This is a genomic window from Erythrobacter sp., from assembly GCF_035194505.1.
In the GTDB taxonomy this organism is placed as follows: domain Bacteria; phylum Pseudomonadota; class Alphaproteobacteria; order Sphingomonadales; family Sphingomonadaceae; genus Erythrobacter.
In genome coordinates this window covers 2,581,387-2,597,359 of the sequence record NZ_CP136573.1, presented here as the reverse complement: position 1 = coordinate 2,597,359, position 15,973 = coordinate 2,581,387, and the positions used below count along the sequence as shown (strand labels likewise).

Annotated in this window: 13 protein-coding genes, 1 tRNA gene and 1 pseudogene; 6 read left to right on the top strand and 9 right to left on the bottom strand. The window is 63.4% G+C overall.

All coding sequences use genetic code 11. The features are described 5' to 3' along the window. Window positions 1-112: 112 nt before the first annotated feature. Together RSE14_RS12805 and RSE14_RS12800 are read right to left on the bottom strand one after the other, a co-directional pair. Entirely contained in the window at window positions 113-937 is an 825-nt protein-coding gene (locus RSE14_RS12805; RefSeq protein ID WP_324074229.1) for a hypothetical protein, read from the bottom strand. Beyond that, a complete protein-coding gene (locus tag RSE14_RS12800; RefSeq protein ID WP_324074227.1) occupies window positions 934-1,386 on the bottom strand; it encodes an ABA4-like family protein in 453 nt (150 codons plus the stop codon). Before RSE14_RS12800 ends, RSE14_RS12805 begins: the two co-directional genes overlap by 4 nt. 52 nt (window positions 1,387-1,438) lie before the next feature. Between RSE14_RS12800 and RSE14_RS12795 the strand changes: the two genes are divergently transcribed. Further along, window positions 1,439-2,062 (top strand): TetR/AcrR family transcriptional regulator, encoded by a 624-nt coding sequence (locus RSE14_RS12795; protein ID WP_324074225.1) that lies wholly within the window; start codon window positions 1,439-1,441, stop codon window positions 2,060-2,062. 34 nt (window positions 2,063-2,096) lie between these two features. Here RSE14_RS12795 and RSE14_RS12790 read toward each other — a convergent pair. The 3 genes and pseudogenes from RSE14_RS12790 to RSE14_RS12780 form a co-directional block, all read right to left on the bottom strand. Next, window positions 2,097-2,345: pseudogene (locus RSE14_RS12790) on the bottom strand (transposase); the annotation flags it as partial. Between the two features lie 713 nt (window positions 2,346-3,058). Beyond that, complete coding sequence (locus RSE14_RS12785; RefSeq protein WP_324074222.1) at window positions 3,059-3,961, bottom strand: alpha/beta hydrolase; 903 nt, start codon at window positions 3,959-3,961, stop codon at window positions 3,059-3,061. Window positions 3,962-3,966: 5 nt separating this feature from the next. Then, window positions 3,967-6,144, bottom strand: coding sequence for a TonB-dependent receptor (locus tag RSE14_RS12780; protein ID WP_324074221.1), 2,178 nt, complete (start codon window positions 6,142-6,144; stop codon window positions 3,967-3,969). A gap of 143 nt (window positions 6,145-6,287) precedes the next feature. Here RSE14_RS12780 and RSE14_RS12775 point away from each other — a divergent pair, with 143 nt between their 5' ends. Then, window positions 6,288-7,241, top strand: a complete 954-nt coding sequence (locus RSE14_RS12775; RefSeq protein ID WP_324074219.1) for an AraC family transcriptional regulator — start codon at window positions 6,288-6,290, stop codon at window positions 7,239-7,241. Window positions 7,242-7,525: 284 nt separating this feature from the next. On the opposite strand, the gene RSE14_RS12770 is transcribed toward RSE14_RS12775, so the two are convergent. Together RSE14_RS12770 and RSE14_RS12765 are read right to left on the bottom strand one after the other, a co-directional pair. Next, the gene (locus RSE14_RS12770; RefSeq protein WP_324074217.1) at window positions 7,526-7,945 is read right to left on the bottom strand and encodes a type II toxin-antitoxin system RelB family anti-toxin transcriptional regulator; all 420 of its coding nucleotides are present in this window, start codon (window positions 7,943-7,945) and stop codon (window positions 7,526-7,528) included. Window positions 7,946-8,266: 321 nt separating this feature from the next. Next, a tRNA-Ser gene (locus RSE14_RS12765) sits at window positions 8,267-8,357 on the bottom strand. A gap of 538 nt (window positions 8,358-8,895) precedes the next feature. Between RSE14_RS12765 and RSE14_RS12760 the strand changes: the two genes are divergently transcribed. Beyond that, complete coding sequence (locus tag RSE14_RS12760) at window positions 8,896-9,954, top strand: peptidylprolyl isomerase (protein WP_324074215.1); 1,059 nt, start codon at window positions 8,896-8,898, stop codon at window positions 9,952-9,954. A 136-nt stretch (window positions 9,955-10,090) separates the two neighbouring features. On the opposite strand, the gene RSE14_RS12755 is transcribed toward RSE14_RS12760, so the two are convergent. Further along, window positions 10,091-12,181 (bottom strand): RelA/SpoT family protein, encoded by a 2,091-nt coding sequence (locus tag RSE14_RS12755; RefSeq protein WP_324074214.1) that lies wholly within the window; start codon window positions 12,179-12,181, stop codon window positions 10,091-10,093. A gap of 82 nt (window positions 12,182-12,263) precedes the next feature. Then, window positions 12,264-13,121, bottom strand: a complete 858-nt coding sequence (gene hemF / locus RSE14_RS12750) for an oxygen-dependent coproporphyrinogen oxidase (RefSeq protein ID WP_324074211.1) — start codon at window positions 13,119-13,121, stop codon at window positions 12,264-12,266. Between the two features lie 115 nt (window positions 13,122-13,236). On the opposite strand from hemF, the gene pdeM reads away from it, so the two are divergent. The 3 genes from pdeM (at window position 13,237) to RSE14_RS12735 (ending at window position 15,943) form a co-directional block, all read left to right on the top strand. Beyond that, window positions 13,237-13,932, top strand: a complete 696-nt coding sequence (gene pdeM / locus RSE14_RS12745) for a ligase-associated DNA damage response endonuclease PdeM (protein ID WP_324074209.1) — start codon at window positions 13,237-13,239, stop codon at window positions 13,930-13,932. A gap of 137 nt (window positions 13,933-14,069) precedes the next feature. Next, complete coding sequence (gene infC, locus RSE14_RS12740) at window positions 14,070-14,549, top strand: translation initiation factor IF-3 (RefSeq protein WP_324074208.1); 480 nt, start codon at window positions 14,070-14,072, stop codon at window positions 14,547-14,549. A gap of 266 nt (window positions 14,550-14,815) precedes the next feature. Then, window positions 14,816-15,943, top strand: a complete 1,128-nt coding sequence (locus RSE14_RS12735) for a DUF547 domain-containing protein (protein WP_324074207.1) — start codon at window positions 14,816-14,818, stop codon at window positions 15,941-15,943. Window positions 15,944-15,973: the final 30 nt, after the last annotated feature.

Sequence of the window (15,973 nt, the reverse complement as noted above, 5' to 3'; positions counted from 1 at the left end):
TATCTTATTGATATTAAACGTCTAATTTTTCAGGCCCTTTAGGACCAACGCTGCTTAACAAGGGCACCATTTGTAGCGAAGGGGTGCACCATCAAATGCTGGGATCAAACATCTAGACAGGCCAAAATGGTTTGCCTGATAGTGCTTGAACAAAGAGGAAGGTTGCGAACATCAACTGAACAATAGCAACGCCAACGACCAGCTTCACGCCCGGCCATCTTTTAAGGTCAGCGATATATCCAGCAAGCGGCAGCGTTTGCATCAAGTGGAGTGAAACAAAGTGAGCTGGACGTAAATCTCCGATCTCGCGAGACCAGCCAAAAAACGGAACCACCATCCCGACATGGTCCAGGTCGCCACCCACATAGCGCCCATACGACGACATGTAGCCGGCGAAGATCAACGTCGAGATGAAACCAAGCGTCAGTCCCAATATCGAGCCCCAACGCAGACCGGCCATCGACTTGTCGCCCTTGCGATAAATCTGCACCGCAAGCGCCATAGCAACTGCTATCAGCAAGAACGCGCCTAGCCCCATCAATGCAAACATTAACGCTTCGAACTGGCTATCATAATTGTAATGTGATCGCCTTGCGCGTGCGGCTTGCAAGCTGACGTAACCCCATTCGAAAACCAGTGAGACTGCGGCAGCATAGGAAAAACCGATCAACACTGAGCCGCTTCGGACCTCCCGTGGCAATTGCTGTGCAAGGACTGCAAGTGTCGCGAAATGCAGTGCAAGTGAAACGGTGAACTTTTGTGGCTTGGTCCAAACGGAGGCGCCGTCTAAAACGCGCGGATCAAGGAACCACGCAGGAGCAAACACGACAAAATTCGCAAGCATGAACAAGCAGGAAACAAGCAGCAGGCGGGTGACTTGGTCGTCATCCAACTGAGGCATAAGGGGCTTTCGATAAGCTATGTTTATATCGCTCATATGCCTGCCTCCCGCTTACGAAACTGGCCTGCACGCATTGCCAAGAACAATGCCAGTCCCACCGGTCCGAACATGAAAGTCGCGACCAGGATTGGCGCCTGGAGCACTCTACTTAGGCCAACTTTATCCGCTTCAACCGCGATCCAACCGCCAATAAAGAGATCAAACGCTAGGTAATGTACCCAGCCAGCCAACAACATCTCTTCTTTTGAGAGCAAAAGTCTGACCTGATCTAGCGATTCGTAGCCTCCCCCTTCGATTGTAAAGAAGTGCGTAAATGCAAGTCCGGCATAAAGCAGGCTGAGTCCGAAAGGGATCATATAACGCGGAATAAACAAGAGCTGTGGCCAGCGTCTCGGCAGAAAAATCAGGATGCCCCAGCCGATCATGGCTGCTTGTCCAGCCCATCCGAACATTGCTTCCGGCGCAACCGCGGCTGCTTCGCCCATAATTCGCCACCCTCCGCTTGCGACCCGCGCAAATGATGTTAACGTCGTCAACATGACAGGGGATGATAACAGTGTCAACATAGCGCCAGCGCTTGGCCGTGATGCCTATCACCACGGCGATTTGCGCAGCGCGCTGATCGAAGCTGGTATGCATGCGCTGTCAGTGCACAGCGCCGACGCACTGTCGCTGCGGGCGCTGGCGCGGGAAGTGGGGGTAAGTGCGACCGCCGTGTACCGACACTTCCCGGACAGGGATGCATTGCTGGTCGCTCTCGCGCTGACCGGTTTTGATCAGCTGGCGGCAGCACAGCAGGCAGCCTCGCGCGCCGCATCGGGGCAAGGTGCGCTGGCAGCATTTTCCGCAAGCGGTGCTGCCTATGTGCGTTTTGCCATCATCAATCCGGAGTTGTTCAGGCTGATGTGGAAGGCGGCGCCACGGGGGGATCAACTTCACCTACCGATCGACCAAGCCCACCCTGCCATGGCCAACCTGCGCCGGACAGTCGAGGATGTCGCCCCGCCCGGATCGTCGGAGGATGACAAGCGCGCCACGGCGCTACGTTGCTGGGGGCTTGTTCATGGCCTCGCCACGCTGTCACTCGATGGTCAGATCGATCTGGATGATGACATGATCGGCCGCGTGATCGTCGGGCTTACGGGTGGACTGCGGACATGAGCGATATTCGCCGCATCATCATTCTGACCGGGACCAGCATCAGCTTGTCCAGCGTCTGGTCAGATACCGCTCGGCGCAAACGGGCATTTTCCTTCTCGAGGTCTTTCATGCGGCGGGCCTGATCCATATTCAGGCCGCCATAATCCTTACGCCAGCGGTATTAGCTCTGCTCGGTGACGCCGATCCGGCGACACGCATCCGCCACCGTTCCGCCCTGCGCCAGCACAATCTCCGCTTCACGCAGCTTGCCGATGATCTCTTCCGGCTTGTGCTTCCTTGACATCCCATTCCTCCTTCGTGGCCAATTCTAAGATAGAAATTGGGCCACTCAGAAGGCGGCGACTCAATTCATTCTGGCCTGCCATTTTCGATGCGAACTACGCCAGTGGCGTAGGTCGTCGCAGACAGCGAGAACATCATATCGACCGAACCTAGAAAAAAGGGGTTCGGTCGGTGAAAATGCCCGTTTTCTGGGACTTTAGGCTGTTGGACAGGTGATAGAGTTCGTGGCGCTCTCGGTAGGCGGGCGGTTTTTCCAACTCACGGCCTGTGGGTGGCGAAGCGGCAGTGGAGAGCCATTCCGCTCAGAAGCAACCGAAATTCAACGGTTTTCAAGAGGTCATGCCTACTGACGATGGTCGGGGGAGACAGTTTGTTTCGCAACTCGGTGCGTTGGCGGAGCGAGAGCGACCCCCAACCAACTCTCTCAGTTATATATCTGTTTTAATGCATTTTTTCTCTAACGCGGCCGTTCGCTGGCGCTTTCTGAATAGCAACAAATCTGGGATATATGCCACAATTGGTCGTCCATATCCGACCCATCTGGGTCGCTCAGCGACGATTGGCGATATCCTGAAACCGGTCGTTGAAACGATCAAGCTAATGACGGCAACGGGCTACAAGCCGCCACAGCGTGTTTCATGATCAGTCGCGCCAATCCACAAGGCTAGGCGCACTTGCCATGCCATACCCCGGTGCCGGAGCTGCCGTTCAGCTTCAGATCCTCAGAAAGGCCGCTGCTTCCATGAGAGCTCCGTCGGCCTCCGTTATATTTCCGATGAAGGCCTGCCAAACGTGCGGCATGTCCGGCCACAGCGACAGGCGCATCGGCACGCCGAGCGCCCAAGCGCGTTGTGCCAAGACTAGCGCCTGCCCGCGCAGGGTCTCGGCCGCGCTCACCTGGATCAGTGTCGGCGGCAGCTGTGTCAGCCGCGCGTCGGGCGCAAGCAGCGGGCTGATCGCCGGATCGTCCGGATCGCGGCCCGGAGCGTAGAGCTCGGCCACTAACCCCATCGCATCACTCGCGACAGCGGGATCGTCCGGCTCGCCGGCGAACCCTCCAGTGACAGGCGTGATCGCGAGGAAGGGGCTCAGCAGCACCACGCGGTCGGGGCGCGGGACATCCGCCAGCGGAGCAAGGCCGAGGGCCACCACCGCCGCGAGATTGCCTCCCGCCGAATCCCCGGCAAGCGCCAGCCGCCTCGCCCGGCCCGGCCCTTCCGGTCCGTTCGCTGCGGCATGCGCCAGCGCCGCAGCCGCATCAGTAAGACCTGCAGGGAACGGATGTTCGGGCGCAAGCCGGTAGTCGGCCACTAGGACCGCCTGCTCAGCCAGCAACGCCAACTCCGCCGCGATCGCGCGGTGGCTGGCCAACGAGCCCGCCACCCAGCCACCGCCGTGGAGGTAGACGATGCGGCCGTCCCCGGCAGCGGGCGGCACCAGCCACTCGGCCGCCATGGTCCCGATCCGCACCGGCACCACCTGGCAGGCGGCTAGTCCCGCGCCGCTGCACCCCATGCCGTAGCCTTCGACCTTCGCGCGCATAGCGCTGACGGGGTCGGCACCCCCGTCCGGTTCCTGCCGGAGGTGCGCAAAGATCTCTGTCAGTTCGGGGCGCATCGCGATTAGAACCGCCGCTCGATGCCAATGCCGAAGTGGCGCGGCGCCTCGAGCGAGGCCACTCGCACCGATCCCAGCAGCGGCGAGACCACTGCGAGGCTCGACAATACCCGGCGATCGGTGAGGTTGCGGGCGAAGATGTTGACCGCCCAACTGCCGTCTGCGCTGGTCCACATGGCGCCCAGATCGAAGCGCACAAAACCGCCCTGGCGAGCATCGGCCGTGTTGAACTCGGTAAAGAAATACTCCGAGCGCCACTGCATCGTGCCGTTGAAATCGAGCCTGCTCCCGCCAGCCAGATCGGCACGGTATTGCGCCGAGACCGTGCCTTGCCAGCGCGAGGTCAGCGGCAGCTGGTTGCCCGATACGTCGAAGGCCTGAAAGCCCCGGCGCTGGTCGGTCGAGACGAAGCTGCCGAATTCGGCATCCATCCAGCTGCCCGAGAGACCGAGCGTCAGCCCGTCGGCGGGCTTCAGGCTCGCTTCCAGCTCGATCCCGTTGATGCGCGCCGAGGCGGCATTGGCGAGGATCTGGCTGAGCGGCCCGACCTGCACGATCTGCAGATCGCTGTAGTCGGAGGTGTAGCCGGTGAAATTGAGCGTCCAGCCCGCGCCCGACAGACGCGCGCCCGCCTCGATCGTGACGTTGATCTCGGGTTCGACCGCAGGCGTGAAGGCCCCGACATTGAGCGCCCCCGATTTGAACCCGCGCGCAATCGAGCCGTAGATCAGCACGTCTTCGGACGGGGTAAAGTCGATCCCCGCCTTGCCCGACCATTCGCCCCAGCTGTCGCGCTGCTGGCCGGTGATGGTCGGGGCGAGGAAGGTCAGGAACTCGCGCGCACGCTTGGTGTCGTCGCTGTAGCGCCCGCCGATCCGCAGCGCGAATTTGTCCGACAGCGCCAGCTTGCCGTCGGCATAGGCTGCGAGTGCCTCGGTTGTCACCGTGCCGCCGCCGGCAAAGGCGTAGGGGAACGGGAAATTGAGCGGCAGCTGGGGATCGAGAAATGCCCCCGGCAGCAGCCCGTCGACCAGCGTCGTGCGCGACTGGCGGAACCGCAGCCAGGTGGCGCCCGCCAACCAGTCGAGCGATCCGCTATTGCCCTGCACATAGGCCTCGAGGCTCGACTGCGTGCTGTCGGTGTCGAGCGTGGTGGTGCTCACTTCACGCTCGGTCCCGTCCTGATCATAGGTGATCAGCCGGTCCGAGCCGCGCGTGTCGGCGATCACCACCAGCTGCGCGGCCCCGATCGGCTGTTCGAGCCGTCCGGTCACCGACCACACGTCGCGGCGGTTTTCCGCGCCCTCGCTCTTGAAGCTGCGCGGGGCGGTCGAGGGCCGGACGCCGAACAGGAATTCGGCCGGATGCGGGAAGGGATCGGCGAGGATCTTGAGAGCGGGTCCGGCATCGTTCTGGGTGTAGCCGCTGGCGGTCAACAGCAAGCGGCCTGCGCCCACCGGCACCGCGACTTGGAGGCGGCCGCCCAGACTGTCCTCGGCATCGCCCCGGTCGCGCGCGCGCGGGGTGCCGGCAAGCTCGTTGCGGGTGAAGCCGTCAAGCCGGCGATACTGCACGCTCGCGCGGGCCGTGATCCCGCCGCCGAGCGGGCCGGAGAGAACGGCATCGCCCTGCACCCGGCCGAAATCGCCCAGCTGCACGCCCATGCGTCCCTCGAAGCTGTCCGTCGGGCCTTCCGAGACGAGATTGACCGCGCCGCCCGTCGCATTGCGCCCGTAAAGCGCCCCCTGCGGCCCGCGCAGCACTTCGATGCGCGCCAGATCGAGAAAGGCCACCGCGGTCGCTTCCTGATCCGACAGGTAGACCCCGTCGGCATAGGTCGCCACACCCGGATCACCGCCGGGCGAGAAGAAGTTGTTGCCGACCCCGCGAATGAAGATCTGGGCAATCCCGAAGCTCTGCGCGAAGCTCAGGCTCGGGACCTGCTGGGCCAGCTCGGTGAGCCCTTGGTTGCCGCCCTGGCGCAGCTTGTCGCCATCGAGCACCGACAAGGCTAGCGGTGTATCCTGGACGCTGGTGTTGCGCCGTTCGGCGGTGACGATGATTTCGTCCGCATCGGCCTCGGCGGCACCAGCGGCCGCGCCGCCGCCTTCCTGCGCCGCCGCACCGCTTGCCGCGACCAGCGCCAGCAGCGATGCCGCACTTCCGAAGATTGTCCTGCGCATAACACGCCTCCCCTCTGCTGTGTTTTGCGGCAAGACTAGGCTGGGGCATGGCGCGCGGAAAGGACAACAGCGCGCGCGCTATGCGGACATTTTCGCTCAAATCAGTCATTGCAAAGCCTTTCCCTCTAAGCGAAAATGACGGCGTGAGCGCGCAGATCCCCTTCGCCTTTCTCGCAACCCTGCTCGGCGAAGCGCGGGCGCTTGCGATGCTGGCCGCGGCTGGCCTGCCCGATGACGGCACCCCGATCGGTCATCTCGATTTCTGGCGGCTGCTGCGCAACAATATTGACCAGACCGGCGATGAACGGCACGCGCTCGGGCCGGATACCGTGCCTGACGGGAGCTTCGAACTGCTGCTGGCGGCGATGCGGCTGGGGCATGATCTGGGCGACGGGCTGGTCAGGCTGGCCGCCGCTTCGCGGATTGTTTGGCCCGATCTGCCGCTGGTGGCGCGGCGCGGCCATGACCTGCGCTTACAGGTCCCGGGCACAGGCTTGGTTCCGGCGCAGCGGCGGCTCTATCTCGAGATGGTGATGGTGGTGCTGCACACGGCGTGCTGCTGGATGGCTGGGCAGAAGCTGGAGCCGCGCCGCATCATTGCGCCGGCCGATGATGCACCGGGCAATGGCGCGCTGTTCGCCTTGCTCGGCTGCGCAGTGGTGCGGCGCGGGGACGATATAGAACTGGTCTATCCTGCCAGCGCCGCAGATGTGAAGATCGTCGCCGAACGCTTCGATCTGTGGCCGAGCCTGCTGTTCGAGACCTATCGCCAGATCACCGCCGAGCCGCTGGCGCGCATTAGCATCGCCGAGCAAGTGCTCGGCCTGCTGTGGCAGAGCCCACTCGATCAAGCCCGCGTGGCCGGGTTGATGGGGCTGTCGGTGCCGACCCTGAGACGGCGGCTGGCCGAGGAAGGCCACAGCTTCCGCGGCCTGCTGAGCCATGTCCGCCAGCAACAGACGCTCGCGGCCTTGAAGGCAGAGGTCGGGCTGGAGGAACTGGCCGAGCGGGTCGGCTATTCCGAGGCGCGCAGCCTCCGGCGCGCCACCCGCCGCTGGTTCGGCGCTCCGCCAAGCGCCCTGCGTAAACTGGGTTAGCCGTGAGCAGATGTGTGCTTCAAAGTCGCCTTCTGATAAATAGTGCTAGATGCGAAACGCCGGATAGATGACATTTCATCCGTCAATAAACAATCGGCAGTTCACGGCCCAGCATACGCGATAAAGCGAACGTCTGGTTTTAGCCCTCCCGTTCCAAAACCTGCCAGCCTCGAGACCACCTAGTTTCGCCCGTTTGCTGAACTTTGTGCGTGCACCGGAAGCCGACATCATCTGAGTGCACCCCTATCCCTTTTCGAGGAAGCGGAGGCAGGCCGAGCATTTTACTATTTAGTTACAAGATTTTGCATTCGCAAAATGCCGGTAGCGAAAATCTCACCGATCTCAGCCAACCTCCCATCTGCGGTCATGGTGCTGGGATCTGGACGTCCCGGCGCCCATCGCTGCCGAGGCTGCGGCGAACGATAAAGCTGCACTACGAGATTGGGCTTCTTTGCCAGCAGGGCAAGTAACACCTTGGCCGCCCCAGACGGCTGCCGGCGACCTTGTTCCCAGTTTACAAGGGTGCCTTCCGGAACACCAATGCTGGCGGCGAAGTCGCTCTGAGATAAGCCGGTTCTTTGCCTGATCGCTGTCACGTCGACCGATGGTATGTTCGCATGGTGTCTGCGGGCGCTTGTGTTGTCTGCATCCAGGAAAGTGATTGTAACATTTAGCTCTTTTCGGGGTATTGTCTGGTGCTTCATCTCTGCCTGCCATTTTTGATCCGACCTACGCCATTGGCGTAGGTCGCGGCATGCAGCCAGATCAGCTTACCGACCAAACCTCTGCTTAAAAGGTTTAGTCGGCATAAATAGCTGATTTTCATGACTTTAAGCTTCGCGATTCCGCTTGGAGTTTGTGATGCTCTTGGTAGGCCGTCGGTTCTCCAAACTCAGCCCCGGCCAGCAGGTAGATGGCGGCAAAGAGCTATTCTGTCCTTAAGTAACGGAAATTCATTGGTTTTTGAGGGGCCATGGCTATCGGCCATGATCGGGGGAGACAGTTTGTTTCGCAACTCGGTGCGTTGGCGGAGCAGGAGGGATTCGAACCCTCGATACGCTTTTGACGTATACACACTTTCCAGGCGTGCGCCTTCGACCACTCGGCCACTGCTCCGCATGCCCCTTAGGACAAGGAGGGCGCACTAGCGACGAACCGCGGGCTCCGCAAGGCGCTGTAGATTGGTGGGAGCCGGGAAATCGTGGTATGGGAGTCGCGCGCTTCAGGCTTGCGCGGAATGGCATTCCCTACGAAGCCTGTCGCATGAACCCCTTTCTGCCCATCTGCGCGCGGAAAGGGGTTTTTGCTTGTCCTACAATTTGCAGCCCTTTTGCCTGTGCCCAAAGCCGGGCTGGAAGCGTGAAACATCGGCCCAATTGGGGGCTATGAGGGGGTCAAGAGGGGGTCAAACCGGGGCTAAGGGGGGTCTGGAGCGGGTCTGGAACAGCCTTGGCATGTTGGATTTGGCCCCGCTTTTTCGCAGAATTCCGCCATTTTCCCGCGCGGGAGCAATGTTTCACGCCGGAAAAACACGCGCGCCGCAGCCCGGGCCTGTGCACGACCTATCGCGCGCGCTGCCAATGTAGGAAAGCCCCCTTTTGCGCCCCCCAAACCGAGGCTGGCGGCGCAGCCTTGCGCGTGGCACACTTCGCCCATGCACAGAGCCATCCTTGCCGCATCGGCGGCCCTCGCCCTCGCCCTGCCCGCCTACGCTCAGGAGAGCGCCAAGCCCGCAATTCCGACCCCGCCGGAAATCGTCGCCGCCGCGCCGAAGAGCGACTGGGTGGCGATTGCGGCCGAGGACCTGCTGGTAATGACTCTCGCCCCGGATGCCGAGGGCCGCCCACGCACAGTGGTGATCCAGCTGATGCCTGCGCCGTTCTCGCTGGGCTGGATCCACAACATCAAGCTGTTCGCCCGCGCCAAGTGGTACGACAATATCTCGGTCAACCGCGTGCAGGACAATTACGTCACCCAGTGGGGCGATCCCAATTACGACAACCCCGAGGCGACGGGGAAGCCCAAGCCACTGCCCGAGGGGCTGAAGGTGATGGGGGAGGCGGAGTATACGGCCGCATCCTTCGTTCCTGCGGGAGCTGCAGATCGTGGCATAAGGCAAGGCGCGGCTACGGTCACGGGGCTGGTGACTGCCGGGGTCGATCTCGAAGCTCTCGCCGCCTTGCCGGAACCAGAGCAGAGCCAGAAGGGGCGCGCAGCGCTGGCTGACCGTTATTCGGCGTTCTCGGCCTTTACGCAGGGTTGGCCATTTGCTGGCGAGGACGAGAGGTTCTGGCCCGTCCACTGCTACGGCATGGTCGGCGTGGGGCGGAACTACTCTCCCGACACCGGTTCGGGCGCGGAGCTCTACACCGTGATCGGCCATGCGCCGCGCCACTTGGATCGCAACATCGCGCTTGTGGGCCGCGTGATCGAGGGGATGGAGCACCTCTCCAGCCTGCCGCGTGGCAAGGGCGAACTGGGCTTCTACGCCGCCCATGAAGCGGGCAAGCGCACCCCGATCCTCAGCGTAAGGGTGGCGAGCGACCTGCCATCTGCCGAGCAACCGGCCTTCGAATATCTCTCGACCGACAGCGGAACCTTCATCCGGTATGCCGAGGCCATCGCGAACCGCCGCGATCCCTTCTTCATCGCCCCCGCAGGCGGGGCGGATATCTGCAACATCCGCGTGCCGGTGCGGCGGGCGGCGCCTTAGTCGTCATTGCGAGCGCGGACTTGATCGGGGGGAAGCAATCCATGGACCAGCCTTGATCCATCATCGTCACCCCGGCGCAGGCTGGGGCCCATGGCCGCTCTGGGTCCCGGCCTTCGCCGGGATGACGAATGGGGGGCTACTGTCGTTCGGCCTGCGCCACGGCGTCGCTGGCGCGCAGGGCGCTGATGATGCGGTTCAAGTGCGCCGAATCCGTCACTTCGACTTCGATATCGTAGGTGACGAAAGGATGATCGATCTGGGCCTGCATCAGCGTGATGATGTTGGCCTTGTTCTGGGCAAAGATGCCCGCCATTTCGGCAAGCGTTCCCAGCCGGTCGTAGATCGTCACCGATAGCTGGCCGGTCGCGCCGGAGGACTGGTTGCCCCAGGCAAGGTCGATCCAGTCGCTGTCCACGCCGCTGGCGAGTTCCAGACAGTCGATCGCATGGACGAGCACCGTCTCGCCCTTGCGGCGGATGCCGACGATGCGATCACCCGGCACGGGATGGCAGCAGGGCGCAAGATCGAAGGCGACGCCCGGCGTCAGGCCGCGGATCGAGATCGCGCGCTCGCGCCGTTCCCACTGCTCGCCGTCATCGGCGCCAGCGGTGCAGCCGGGGACAAGGGCTTCCATCACCTCGCGGTCGGTCACCTTGGCGGCGCCGATCGCGTACATGAGGTCGTCGGGCTCCTCCATGCCGAGCCGTTCCACCGCGGCGCGGATCGCCTTCTTGCCGATGCGCGCGGGCACGCGGGCGGCGATCTCGTCGAACAGTTTCGAGCCGATCGCGGCGACCTCGTCACGCTCTTTCAGGCGCACCGAACGGCGGATCGCGGCGCGCGCCTTGCCGGTGACGACAAAGGCCAGCCACGACAATTGCGGGGCGGCGTGGGGGTTCTTGATGATCTCCACCACATCGCCGTTGTTGAGCGGGGTGCGCAGCGGCATATGCCGCCCGTTGATCTTCGCGCCCGCGGTCTGCATCCCGAGCTTGGTGTGGACCGCGAAGGCGAAATCCACCGCGGTCGCGCCCTTGGGCAGCTGGAACAGCGCGCCCTTGGGGGTGAAGGCGAAGATACGATCCTGATAGATCGCCATGCGGGTGTGTTCGAGCAGCTCTTCGGCATCATGGCTGGCATCGACGATCTCGATCAGATCGCGCAGCCAGCCCACCGCACCATCGGGCTTGTCGCCCTGCTTGTAGGCCCAGTGCGCCGCAAGGCCGAATTCGTTGGTGCGGTGCATCTCGCGGGTGCGCACCTGCACTTCGACGCGCATCGAATTCTCGTACATCAGCGAGGTGTGCAAGGAACGGTAGCCGTTCGACTTGGGCGTCGAGATATAGTCCTTGAAGCGCCCAGGCAGGAATTGCCACGTGGTGTGCAGGATGCCCAGCGCGCGGTAGCAATCCTCCTCGGTCTCGGTGAGGACGCGGAAGGCCATGATATCGGTGACTTGTTCGAAGCTGACATGGCGTTCGGCCATCTTGTGCCAGATCGAGAACGGGTGCTTCTCGCGGCCCTGCACCTCGACCTTGAGGCCCGCTTCGGCAAGGCGCTGCTTGATGGTGAGCGCGATGGCGCCCACCTGCCCGCCGGCCTGCGAGCGCAATTGTTCGAGCCGCCCGGTGATGGTGGCATAGGCCTCCGGCTCCAGCTCGCGGAAGGCCAGCGCCTGCATCTCGTGCATGTATTCATACATCCCCACCCGCTCGGCGAGGGGAGCGTAGATATCCATCGTCTCGCGGGCGATGCGTTTGCGCTTGTCCGGGTTCTTGATGAAGTGGAGCGTGCGCATGTTGTGCAGGCGGTCGGCGAGCTTGACCAGCAGCACGCGGATGTCTTCCGACATGGCGAGCAGGAACTTGCGCAGGTTCTCCGCCGCGCGCTCGTTCTCGGGCATGGCCTCGATCTTGGAGAGCTTGGTCACCCCGTCCACCAGCCGCGCGACTTCGGGGCCAAAGTGCGCCTCGATATCCTCGATCGTGGCGAGGGTATCTTCGACCGTGTCGTGCAGCAGCGCGGTGATGATCGTCGCCATGTCGAGCTTCAGATCGGTCATCAGACCGGCGACTTCGACGGGGTGCGAGAAATAGGGGTCCCCGCTGGCGCGCTTCTGGCTGCCGTGCTTCTGCACGGTGTAGACATAGGCGCGGTTCAGCATCCCCTCGTCGGCATGGGGATCGTAATCGAGGACTTTCTCGACGAGTTCGTACTGGCGCAGCATCGTCAGCGAATATGAGCGCGGGGGCGCTTTGCCGCAAGTGCGAAGAAAGCCGCAGTCCGGCGCGTCTGTTGCACCGCGCGCGCTAGCTCCACGTGGCGCGCGGCGGCAGGCTCATCAGGATCGCGTCGATATTGCCGCCGGTCTTGAGGCCGAAGATCGTGCCCCGGTCATAGACGAGGTTGAACTCGGCATAGCGACCCCGGTATTCGAACATCCGCGCTTCATCAGCGGCGTCGAAGGGCGTGCCCATGCGCTTCCTGACGATGGCGGGGAAGGCGGCGAGGAACTGCTTGCCGATATCCTGGATGAAGGCGAAATTGCGCTCCCATGCGGCATCATCGGGACATTCGAGATGGTCGCAGAAGATGCCGCCCACCCCGCGTCCGACCTGGCGGTGGGGGATGTAGAAATACTCCTCCGCCCACTTGGAATAGCGCTCGTAATAGCTTTCGTTGTGCGGATCGCAGGCGGCCTGCATCGCGGCGTGGAACTCGGCCGTGTCCTCGGCATAGGGGATCGGCGGATTGAGGTCCGCGCCGCCGCCGAACCACGCCTTGGTGGTGGTGAGGAAGCGGGTGTTCATGTGCACCGCGGGGACGTGCGGGTTGCTCATGTGCGCGACAAGGCTGATGCCGGTGGCGACAAAGCCGGGATTGTCGGCGCTCGCCCCGTTGATCGAGCCTGCAAATTCCTTGGCGAAGCTGCCGCGCACGGTCGAGACATTGACGCCGACCTTCTCGAACACCTTGCCCTTCATCAGGCCCTGGGTGCCGCCGCCGGGATCGGGATTGCCCGCCTCTTCGCGCTGCCACGGGGTGTATTGGAAGGCCGCGTCAGAGCCGGCCTCGCGCTCGATCGCCTCGAATTCGGCGCAGATCTGGTCGCGCAGGTCTTCGAACCAGACGCGCGCGCGCTCGGTGTAAGGTGTCCAGTCCGTCATACATCCCCGTCCGTCAGTTTCTGCGCACCATAGGCGAGCCAGCGCTGGCCGCAAGTCCCGGCAACCGGTTGCCAAGGCGAATCTTTGCGGGCAATAACGGGCAATGGTTCGCGCTATGTTCGCCCCCTTTGCCTTTGCCGGACACGAGCTTGCTCTCGGGCAAGGGCGCGCGCTCTACTGGCCGGCGGAGCGCGCGCTGCTGGTGGCAGACCTGCATCTGGAGAAGGCGAGCTGGTTCGCGGCGCGTGGGTCTATGCTCCCGCCCTATGACAGCCGCGATACGCTCGAGCGGCTCGCCGATGCGGTGCGGGCGACGGGTGCAAGGCGGGTGATCACGCTGGGCGACAACTTCCATGATGACGCGGGCGCATTAAGGCTCGATGCGCATTGCACCGGGATGCTGGAGGCGCTGACGCGGGCATTGGACTGGGTGTGGATCACCGGCAACCATGACGAGGAACTGCCGCGCGGCTTCGGCGGGACGATTGTGCCCGAGCTGGAACTGAGCGGCGTGATCCTGCGCCACGAAGCCCGCGCCGGAGAGACCGCGCCGGAACTCTCGGGCCACTACCACCCCAAGCTGCGCGCCAATGTCCGCAATCGCCATATCGCCCGCCCCTGTGCAGTTCTTGGGCGCGGGGCCGGAGGGAGCGAGCGCATGATCCTGCCCGCTTTCGGCGCCCTCACCGGCGGGCTCGACGCCGCCCACCCCGAGATCCTCGGCGCGCTGCAACCCGCGCGTGCCATCGAAGCGCTGATGCCCGCCAAGGGCCGCATCGCCCGCTTTCCGCTGTGGCAGGCGGCGGCGTAAGACTCCACCTAGCCTTCTCACGCGTTTCGGACTAAGGAGCGCGCAGGCACGAAGCCACAACAGGAGAACACCCCATATCACGTCCACCCCGGCGCTCGTTGGCCCCGCCCGTAAAAAGCGGCCCGCGTTTTGATAACATGATCAATGTCCCCAAGGTCCGCGTCATCGATGACGAAGGCGAAAACCTTGGCGTGATGTACACCCGCGAAGCGATCGAGCAGGCCAACGAGAAGGGCCTCAACCTCGTCGAAGTGTCCCCCAACGCGGACCCGCCGGTGTGCAAGTTCCTCGATGTCGGCAAGTATCGCTACGAGGCCCAGAAGAAGGCCAACCTCGCGCGCAAGAGCCAGAAGACGCAGGACATCAAGGAAGTGAAGATGCGTCCGAACATCGACACGCACGACTATGACGTGAAGATGCGCAACGTCACCAAGTTCATCGACAATGGCGACAAGGTGAAGATCACCCTGCGCTTCCGCGGGCGCGAAATGGCGCACCAGCACCTCGGCATGGACTTGCTCAAGCGGGTGCAGGACGATGTCGCCGAAGTCGCCAAGGTCGAAGCCTTCCCGCGCCTCGAAGGCCGCCAGATGCTGATGGTGCTCGCGCCCAAATAGGCTGCACCCACAGGCACATAGCAAGAGGGGCGGGCCGCGCAGGCCTGCCCCTTTTTGCTGGCACCTGTCCGACCAACAGCAATCCGGCTCGATAAACCGCCCACGCCAGACGATTGGCGGCAACACCTTTGCGCGCCAATCTGCTATTGGGCGGGCACCAAGGCGCTCCGGCGTCGTTTGTCCCCTCGTCAGAGCCGCCTTGGCCAGACTTGCCGTGCCCCCCCCCCCCGGAACTCCCGCACCCCGCTTCAGGAACACCCCCGCTCATGCTGCCCACGATCCGCACCGCCCTGCTGGCCGCCGCCGCGCTGGCCGCTCTTGCTGCCCCTGCCGCAGCGCAGGCACAGGCCGCACCGAGCGAGGCGCAGCTGGCGACCTTCATCCCCTCGCAAAATCCCAACAACGACGGGATCGACTATTCGATCTGGGACGAGGCGATGAAGAACATCGTGGTCTCGATGGGCCCGTCACTGCGCGAAAGCGCCCCGCGCCCCGATCCCAGCTTCGGCACCCGCCGCCAGTACGGCCATGTCTCGCGCTACCGGCTCGAAGGCACGCGCGTGATGTTCAGCTTCCTCGACCGCGACGTGATCGCCAGCTTCTCCGAATATCGCCGGGATCTGGAGAACACTGCCACCATCGTCGACATCCAGGCCCTGCCGCGCAACGAGCAGCTGGCCTACTGGATCAACCTCCACAATGTCGCGCTGGTGGAACAGATCGCGCTGGCCTGGCCGATCCGCCAGCCGCGCGAGATCCTGATCGATGGCGTGCACTTGGACGAGGCGCGCTTCATCACCGTGGAAGGGGTGAGGCTCAGCCCCCGCGATATCCGCGAGAAGATCGTCTATCGCCACTGGAAGGATCCGGCGGTGATCTACGGCTTCTGGCGCGGCGAGATCGGCGGGCCGTCATTGCAGCGCGAGGCCTTCAACGCCGAGAATGTCGGGCGGCTGCTGGTGCGCGGCGCGGCGGATTTCGTGAACTCGCTGCGCGGCACGCAGGAGCTGGGCGGGCGCTTGCAGGTGTCCGAGCTCTACAAGGAGGCCGCCCCCTTCTTCTTCCCCGATTTCGAGCGCGATCTGCGCGCCCACCTCGCGCGCTATTCCGACGAGAAGACCAGCGCCCTGCTCGCCAGCACCAGCGGAGCCGAGCCGGTGGTGGCCGAATATGACATCGCCGATCTGGAAGGCGGCGTGCGCGAGCCGAGCTACCAGAACATCACCTCGAACGGGGTCTCCACCAGCTTCCGCATCCCGCAGAGCATGGCCGCGCTGCTCAAGGAGCGCGAGACCAAATTCCAGGAGATCATCCGCCAGGGCCGCACCGGCACGGTGACCTTCAGCAATATCGATCTGCCCGGCGATCCGGCCGACAAGTCGGAAGTCAAATAGGCGCACGAAGCCCCGCGCCGCTCTTGCCGC